The following is a 7,851-nucleotide window of genomic DNA, read 5'->3' as shown; positions in this document are numbered from 1 at the left end:
TGGAGTCCTTCGAGTCGGTCATGTCCTTGGAGTCGGTGGAGTCCTTCGAGTCGATGGAGTCCTTCGAGTCGGTGGAGTCCTTCGAGTCCTTGGAGTCCTTCGAGTCGGTCATGTCCTTGGAGTCGGTGGAGTCCTTCGAGTCGGTCATGTCCTTGGAGTCGGTGGAGTCCTTCGAGTCCTTCGAGTCCTTGGAGTCGGTGGAGTCCTTGGAGTCCTTCGAGTCGGTCATGTCCTTGGAGTCCTTCGAGTCGGTCATGTCCTTGGAGTCGGTGGAGTCCTTCGAGTCCTTGGAGTCCCAGGAGTCGGTGGCGTCCTTGGAGTCCCAGGAGTCGGTGGCGTCCTTGGTGTCCCAGGAGTCCGTGGAGTCGGTCATGTCCTTGGAGTCGGTGGAGTCCTTCGAGTCCTTGGAGTCCTTCGAGTCGGTCATGTCCTTGGAGTCGGTGGAGTCCTTCGAGTCCTTGGAGTCCTTCGAGTCGGTGGAGTCCCAGGAGTCGGTGGCGTCCTTGGAGTCCCAGGAGTCGGTGGCGTCCTTGGTGTCCCAGGAGTCCGTGGAGTCGGAGGCGTCGTGCGAGTCGGTGGAGTCCCAGGAGTCGGTCGCGTCCGTGGCATCCCAAGAATCCGCAGCGTCCTTGCTGTCGGTGGTGCCGTCGGAGTGCCCGTCCGTCGTGCCGTCGGTGTGCGCGTCGGTTGCGCCGTCGGTGTGCCCGTCGGTGTGCCCGTCCGTCGTGCCGTCGGTGTGCGCGTCGGTTGCGCCGTCGGTGTGCCCGTCGGTGTGCCCGTCGGTGGTGCCGTCGGTGTGCCCGTCCGTCGTGGTCGTCGTCGTCGACTCAGTCGTGACCGCCTCGCCGACGGCGGAAGCGCTCAGCGGTGCACCGAACGCCGCCAAGGCGCTCAGCGCGATGACCGCGGTCGTCTGGATGATCGTTCGGCGTACCTGCATCGTGCGAGGAACGCGATCGTCGTGAAAGTTCGTGCGAAGCACAAGAATCCCCTGGTTGCTCGGCCCCCCAAGCACCACGGGCACGAACGTAGGGACTCCCTATGGACGACGTCGGGCGCTTGACTTCGGCATCCGGAGTCGTCATCATCGCGCGCGAGCAGCGGCCGGGGCGTCATCGGCTGCGCGGGCGCAGAGAACTGCCCTCATCGCCGGAAAGGGGGGCAGTCGGAAGTGCCCGGCGATGAGGGCAGTCCCTCCACTGTAAGCCAAATCTGTCCCCCGAATGGGGGACAACAGGGGATTGTGGCAACGTTGTCTCCCCTGATATCCGCGAGCGCGGAATACGGTCTTGATTTGCCCCGTCCGCCCCGCGACCGATACCCTCGCCTCTATGTCGTCGACCACCGCGCGCACCGAGGAGCTCTTCGTGAGCACCGGTGACGAGCGTCGACGTCGGGTCGCGCGCCGATTCTCGGCGACCTCGTAACCCGCCACCGGTCGGGCATACGGGCGTCGCCGCCCCGCTTCACGCTGCGTGCAGCATCAGCCCCGACTCGTAAGGTGGATACATGACCCTCTCGGTCGCCGTTTCCGGCGCTTCCGGCTACGCGGGCGGCGAGATCCTCCGCCTCCTCGCCGATCACCCCGACGTCGAGATCCGCACGGTCACCGCGCACTCCAGCGCCGGCCAGCGCCTCGTCGCCCACCAGCCCCACCTGCGTTCGCTCGCGCACCTCGAACTGCAGCCGACCACTCCCGAGGTGCTCGCCGGTCACGACATCGTCGTGCTCGCCCTGCCGCACGGGCAGTCCGCGCAATACACCGACGCCCTCGCCGACACCCCGCTGGTGATCGACGCCGGCGCCGACCACCGCCTCACCTCGGCGGAGGACTGGGCCGCGTTCTACGGGGGAGAGCACCCCGAGCCCTGGGCCTACGGGGTTCCCGAGCTGACCGTCGACGGGGTGAAGCAACGCGAGCACCTGCGCGGAGCCACTCGCATCGCCGCCCCCGGCTGCAACGCCTCGACCGTCGCCCTCTCCCTCGCCCCGGGGGTCGCCGCGGGGGTCATCGACCCGGGCGACATCGTCTCGGTCCTCGCGGTCGGCCCGAGCGGCGCCGGCAAGTCGGCGAAGACGAACCTCCTCGCGAGCGAGATCCTCGGCACCGCCAATCCGTATGCCGTCGGCGGAATACACCGCCACATCCCCGAGATCCGGCAGGCGTTGGCCGCCGCGGGGGCGCCGCGTGACGGCATCCGACTCTCCTTCACCCCCGTGCTGGTACCGATGGCGCGCGGCATCCTGGCCACCTCGTCGGCTCCGATCGTCGAGGGGGCGACGGATGCCGAGATCCGGGCCGCGTGGGAGGACGCCTACGCCGACGAGACCTTCGTCGAGCTGCTCCCGCCGGGCGTCTTCCCGCGCACGGCCGACGTGCTCGGTGCGAACATCGCCTCGATGGGCCTCGCGATCGATCGCGCGGCGAACCGCGTGACCGTCGTCGCCGCCGTCGACAATCTCGTCAAAGGCACGGCGGGAGCCGCCGTGCAGTCCCTGAACATCGCGCTGGGCCTCGCCGAGACCACCGCCCTTCCCGTGAACGGAGTCGCCCCGTGAGTGTGACCGTCCCCGCAGGTTTCGAAGCGGCGGGCGTCGCCGTCGGACTCAAGTCGTCCGGAGCGCGCGACGTCGCACTCGTGGTCAACCGCGGCCCGCTCAAGGTCGGGGCGGCGGTGTTCACCTCGAATCGCGCCAAGGCCAACCCGATCCTCTGGTCGGAGCAGGTCGTGAAAGACGGGGTGATCGAAGCCGTCGTGCTGAACTCCGGGGGAGCGAACTGCTTCACCGGTGCCTTCGGGTTCCAGACGACCCACCAGACCGCCGAACGCGCCGCCGAGCTGCTCGGCGTGGGCGCGGGCGATGTCGTCGTGTGCTCGACCGGACTGATCGGCACCGGCGACGAGGTCTTCCGCGCAAAGGTGCTCGAGGGGGTCGACCAGGGAGTCGCCGCGCTCTCGGCCGACGGCGGCGAGGACGCCTCCCTCGCGATCATGACCACCGATTCGAAGCCGAAGCGCGCCGCGCACCAGGGCGACGGCTGGAGCATCGGCGGCATGGCCAAGGGCGCCGGAATGCTGGCCCCGGGACTCGCGACCATGCTCGTCGTGCTGACGACCGACGTCGTGCTCGACGCCGCCGAGGCCGACGCGGCGCTGCGCGCGGCCACGCGCGTGAGCTTCGACCGGCTCGACTCGGACGGTTGCATGTCGACGAACGACCAGGTGACGCTCCTGGCCAGCGGAGCCAGCGGCCTGCGCGTGGATGCCGAGGAGTTCGCCGCCGCCCTCGCCGCGGTGTGCGACGACCTCGCCGCCCAGCTGCAGGGCGACGCCGAGGGGGCGAGCCACGACATCACCATCCGAGTCGTCAACGCCGCCAACGAGGACGATGCCGTCGAGGTGGGTCGCTCGATCGCCCGCAACAACCTGTTCAAGGCCGCGATCTTCGGCAACGACGCCAACTGGGGGCGCGTTCTCGCCGCGATCGGCACCACCGCCGCCGCCTTCGACCCCTACGACGTCGACGTGTGGATGAACGGCGTGCGCGTGTGCACCGCCGGCGGGCCCGACCGTCCGCGCGACGACGTGGACCTCACGCCGCGGGCGACCGACCTCGTCGTCGACCTCCGCGTCGGCGACGCCGCGGCCACCATCCGCACCAACGACCTCACCCACGATTACGTCCACGAGAACAGCGCCTACTCCTCATGACCCACGTCGACCTCCAGGACACCGATCCCGCCGCCGCCAGCGAACGGGCCGTGACGCTCGTCGAATCCCTTCCCTGGGTGCGCAAGTACCGCGACCAGGTGGTGGTGGTGAAGTACGGCGGCAACGCGATGGTCAGCGACGAGCTGCAGGACGCCTTCGCCGCCGACATCGCCTACCTGCGCTACGTCGGCGTGAAGCCGGTCGTCGTGCACGGCGGGGGGCCGCAGATCTCGTCGATGCTCAACCGCCTCGACATCCCGAGCGAGTTCCGCGGCGGCTACCGCGTCACCTCGACCGAGGCGATCGGGGTCGTGCGCATGGTGCTCACGGGGCAGATCAACCCGCAGCTCGTGGCCAAGGTCAACGCGCACGGTCCGCTCGCGACGGGCCTGAGCGGAGAGGATGCCGGGCTCTTCGGCGGTCGCCGGCGCGGCGTCGTCGTCGACGGGGTCGAGCACGACCTCGGGCGCGTGGGCGACGTCGTCACGGTGGACCCCCAGCCGGTCCTCGACCACCTGGCCGCCGGTCGCGTGCCGATCGTGTCGAGCATCGCCCCCGACCTCGACCACCCCGGCACCTCGCTCAACGTCAACGCCGATGCGGCCGCGGCGGCCCTCGCGATCGCGCTGAACGCGAAGAAGCTCGTCGTGCTCACCGACGTTCCGGGCCTGTACGCCGACTGGCCGAACCGCGACTCGCTCGTGTCGCACCTGACCTCGACCGAACTGCGGGCCATGGTGCCGACGCTCGAGTCGGGGATGATCCCGAAGATGCAGGCGTGCCTCGACGCCGTCGACGGGGGTGTGCCCACGGCCGCCATCATCGACGGACGCGTGCCGCACTCGGTGCTCGTCGAACTCTTCACCAACAAAGGAATCGGAACGGAGGTGGTCGCGTGAACGCGGACACGAGTTGGCAGGATGACGCCGGACGCGACCTCGTACGCAGCTTCGGCGACCGCATGGCGCTGTTCGTGCGCGGTGAGGGCGCCTTCGTGTGGGACGGCGACGGCAAGAAGTACCTCGACTTCCTCGCCGGGATTGCCGTGAACGCCCTGGGCCACGCGCACCCGGTGTTCGTCGAGGCCATCACCGCGCAGGCCGCGACCCTCGCGCACGTCTCGAACTACTTCGCGACGCCGCCGCAGCTGGCGATGGCCGCGCGCCTGAAGCGTCTGGCCGGAACGGGGGAGTCGGGCCGCGTGTACTTCGGCAACTCCGGTGCCGAGGCGAACGAAGCCGCGCTCAAGCTCGCGCGCCTGCACGGCCGCGGCAGCGACCGCACCCGCATCCTGACGCTCAAGGGCGGTTTCCACGGCCGCACGATGGGCGCCCTCGCGCTCACCGGCAAGCCCGCTCTGCAGGCCGACTTCCTGCCCATGGTGCCCGGGGTCGAGCACATCGACGCGAGCGTCGAGGCCCTCGAGGCCGCGATGGACGAACGTGTCGCCGCCCTGCTCGTCGAGCCCATCCAGGGCGAGGCCGGCGTCGTCGAGCTGCCCGAGGGGTACCTCGCCGCGGCGCGCGAGATCACCGCGCGGCACGGCGCGCTGCTCATCGTCGACGAGATCCAGACCGGCGCGGGCCGCACCGGCGCCTGGTTCGGCTTCCAGCACGCCGGCATCGTGCCCGACGCGATCACGGTGGCCAAGGGCATCGGCGGCGGCTTCCCGATCGGCGCGCTCATCACCTTCGGGGCGGCGAGCGAGCTCTTCTTCCCCGGCACCCACGGCTCCACCTTCGGCGGCAACGCCCTCGGCACCGCGGTCGGCGGCGCCGTGCTGCAGGAGATCGAGTCGGCCGGGCTGGTCGCCAACGCCGCCCGGCGCGAGACGCAGCTGCGCGAGGGCATCGCCGCGCTCGGCTCGCCGCTGGTCGCCGGCGTGCGCGGCAAGGGCCTGCTGCTCGGCATCGCGCTGTCGAGCCCCGTCGCCAAGGCCGTCGTGGCCGCGGCGCAGGAGCACGGCCTGATCGTCAACGCCGCCAACGACGACACCATCCGCATCGCCCCGCCGCTGACGATCGGCGACGCCGAGGTCGAGGAGTTCCTGCGCCTGTTCGGCGCCGCGCTCGCCACCGTCTCCGATGCCCTGATCCTCGAAGGAGCCCCCGCGTGACCCGCCACCTGCTGCGCGACGACGACCTGACCCCGGCCGAGCAGGCCGAGATCCTCGACCTCGCGATCGAGCTGAAGAAGGACCGCTGGGCGCAGAAGCCGCTCGCGGGCCCCCAGACGGTGGCGGTGATCTTCGACAAGTCCTCCACGCGCACGCGCGTGTCGTTCGCCGTCGGCATCGCCGACCTGGGCGGGTCGCCGCTGATCATCTCGACCGCGAACAGCCAGCTCGGCGGCAAGGAGACCCCCTCCGACACCGCCCGCGTGCTCGAACGCCAGGTGGCCGCGATCGTGTGGCGCACCTACGCGCAGGCGGGCCTGGAAGAGATGGCCCGCGGCACCCGCGTGCCCGTCGTGAACGCCCTCAGCGACGACTTCCACCCGTGCCAGCTGCTCGCCGATCTGCTCACGATCCGTGAGCACAAGGGCGAGCTGAAGGGGCTGACGCTGTCGTTCTTCGGCGACGGGCAGAGCAACATGGCGCACTCCTACGTACTCGCGGGCGTCACCGCCGGCATGCACGTGCGCGTCGCCGCCCCCGCCGATTACGCGCCCCGTGCCGACGTGATCGCGGATGCCGAGCGCATCGCCGCCGAGACCGGCGGATCGGTGACGCTGCTCACCGACCCCGAGGCCGCGGCATCCGGAGCCGACGTCGTCGTCACCGACACCTGGGTCTCGATGGGCAAGGAGGAGGAGAAGATCGCGCGCATCCGCGACCTCGGCGGCTTCAAAGTCACCAGCGAGCTGATGACCCGCGCCGCCTCCGACGCGATCTTCATCCACTGCCTCCCCGCCGACCGCGGCTACGAGGTCGACGCCGAGGTCATCGACGGCCCGCAGAGCGTCGTGTGGGATGAGGCCGAGAACCGTCTCCACGCCCAGAAGGCGCTGCTGGTGTGGCTCCTGCGCCAGGACTGACCTCCCGGTTCGGCCGGCTCTGGACCCGCTTCGACGGGCCGAGCCGGCTGGCCGGCGTGGACCTGGCCCGCGGATTCGCGGTGCTGGGGATGCTGGCCGCGCACCTGCTCGACACCGAGCGCGTGCTCACCCCGGACCCCTCGACGTGGGTCACCCTCGTCAACGGCCGCTCGTCGATCCTGTTCGCGGTCCTCGCCGGGGTGTCGATCTCGATCGTGACCGGGGGGACACGGCCCCTCGAGCCGGCCCGCCGCCCGCGGGCGTCCGCGCGGTTGGCGATGCGCGGGGCGCTGCTGTGGGTCATCGGGGTGCTGCTCGTGATGACCGGGGTGCCGGTGTACGTCATCCTCCCCGCCTACGCGCTGCTGTTCGTGCTGGCCCTGCCCTTTCTCGGCGTGCGCGCGCGCGGGCTGTTCCTCACCGCCGGAGCCCTCGCGCTGGTGATGCCGTGGATCCAGCCCGTGCTCGACGCCGCTCCGGTCTGGACGGGCGTCGGCGGCGAGGAGCTCGCGGCCCTGGTGGGATGGAACTATCCCTTCACGACCTGGATCGCCTTCCTCCTCGCGGGCATGGGGATCGGTCGCCTCGACCTGCGCGCGCTGCCCGAGCAGGCCCTCCTCGTGACCGCGGGCGCGGCTCTCGCGCTCGCCGGGTACGGGGCGGCGCTGCTGACGGCGCCCGCCGCGGCCGGCGATGCGTACCTCGCGGCCGTGCTGACCGCCGAAGACCACTCGTCGGGGCTGTGGGAGGTCATCGGGTCGGGCGGGTTCGCGATCGCGGCGATCGGCGTGTGCCTGCTGTTGTGCCGGACCCCGCTTCGCTGGATCGCGATCCCCGTCCGTGCGGTGGGATCGATGCCGCTGACGGCGTACGTCCTCCAGCTCGTCGTGTGGGCCGTGGTGGCCCTCGCCCTCCTCGGCGACACGTCCGACCTGTACGGCATCCGCGAGGCGGGTCTGTTCACCCCGCTCACGCTCGGACTGATCGTCTTCTGCACCGCGTGGACGCTCCTCATCGGCCGCGGACCGCTCGAGATGCTCGTCGACCGGGTGGTGAAGGCGGTAGTGGGGCGGGATGCCGCGACCGCGGCACCGTGATGAGG

At 70.7% G+C, this 7,851-nt stretch carries 7 protein-coding genes; 6 read left to right on the top strand and 1 reads right to left on the bottom strand.

From position 1 onward, the window contains the following. Positions 1 to 940, bottom strand: a 940-nt coding sequence (locus FB047_RS16995) for a hypothetical protein (protein WP_205823030.1), incomplete at its 3' end; no start/stop codon positions are given. 569 nt (positions 941 to 1,509) lie between these two features. On the opposite strand from FB047_RS16995, the gene argC reads away from it, so the two are divergent. The 6 genes from argC to FB047_RS13990 are packed head-to-tail and all read left to right on the top strand — an operon-like array spanning position 1,510 to position 7,846. Continuing rightward, the gene (argC, locus tag FB047_RS14015; protein ID WP_136587819.1) at positions 1,510 to 2,559 is read left to right on the top strand and encodes an N-acetyl-gamma-glutamyl-phosphate reductase; all 1,050 of its coding nucleotides are present in this window, start codon (positions 1,510 to 1,512) and stop codon (positions 2,557 to 2,559) included. Then, positions 2,556 to 3,713 carry a bifunctional glutamate N-acetyltransferase/amino-acid acetyltransferase ArgJ gene (argJ, locus tag FB047_RS14010; RefSeq protein WP_136587818.1) on the top strand — a complete coding sequence of 386 codons (1,158 nt, stop codon included), beginning with the start codon at positions 2,556 to 2,558 and terminating at the stop codon, positions 3,711 to 3,713. Before argC ends, argJ begins: the two co-directional genes overlap by 4 nt. Continuing rightward, positions 3,710 to 4,612, top strand: a complete 903-nt coding sequence (gene argB, locus FB047_RS14005) for an acetylglutamate kinase (RefSeq protein ID WP_076674785.1) — start codon at positions 3,710 to 3,712, stop codon at positions 4,610 to 4,612. The genes argJ and argB overlap by 4 nt, the downstream gene beginning before the upstream one ends. Further along, positions 4,609 to 5,829: an acetylornithine transaminase gene (locus tag FB047_RS14000; protein ID WP_136587817.1), complete on the top strand. Its 1,221-nt coding sequence runs from the start codon at positions 4,609 to 4,611 to the stop codon at positions 5,827 to 5,829. Before argB ends, FB047_RS14000 begins: the two co-directional genes overlap by 4 nt. Then, positions 5,826 to 6,749, top strand: coding sequence for an ornithine carbamoyltransferase (gene argF / locus FB047_RS13995; protein ID WP_136587816.1), 924 nt, complete (start codon positions 5,826 to 5,828; stop codon positions 6,747 to 6,749). The genes FB047_RS14000 and argF overlap by 4 nt, the downstream gene beginning before the upstream one ends. Continuing rightward, entirely contained in the window at positions 6,728 to 7,846 is a 1,119-nt protein-coding gene (locus FB047_RS13990) for a heparan-alpha-glucosaminide N-acetyltransferase domain-containing protein (RefSeq protein ID WP_136587815.1), read from the top strand. The genes argF and FB047_RS13990 overlap by 22 nt, the downstream gene beginning before the upstream one ends. Positions 7,847 to 7,851 lie beyond the last annotated feature (5 nt).

This window comes from Microbacterium hydrothermale, from assembly GCF_004854025.1.
Classification (GTDB): domain Bacteria; phylum Actinomycetota; class Actinomycetes; order Actinomycetales; family Microbacteriaceae; genus Microbacterium; species Microbacterium hydrothermale.
This window is presented reverse-complemented; position numbering and strand designations above follow the sequence as displayed.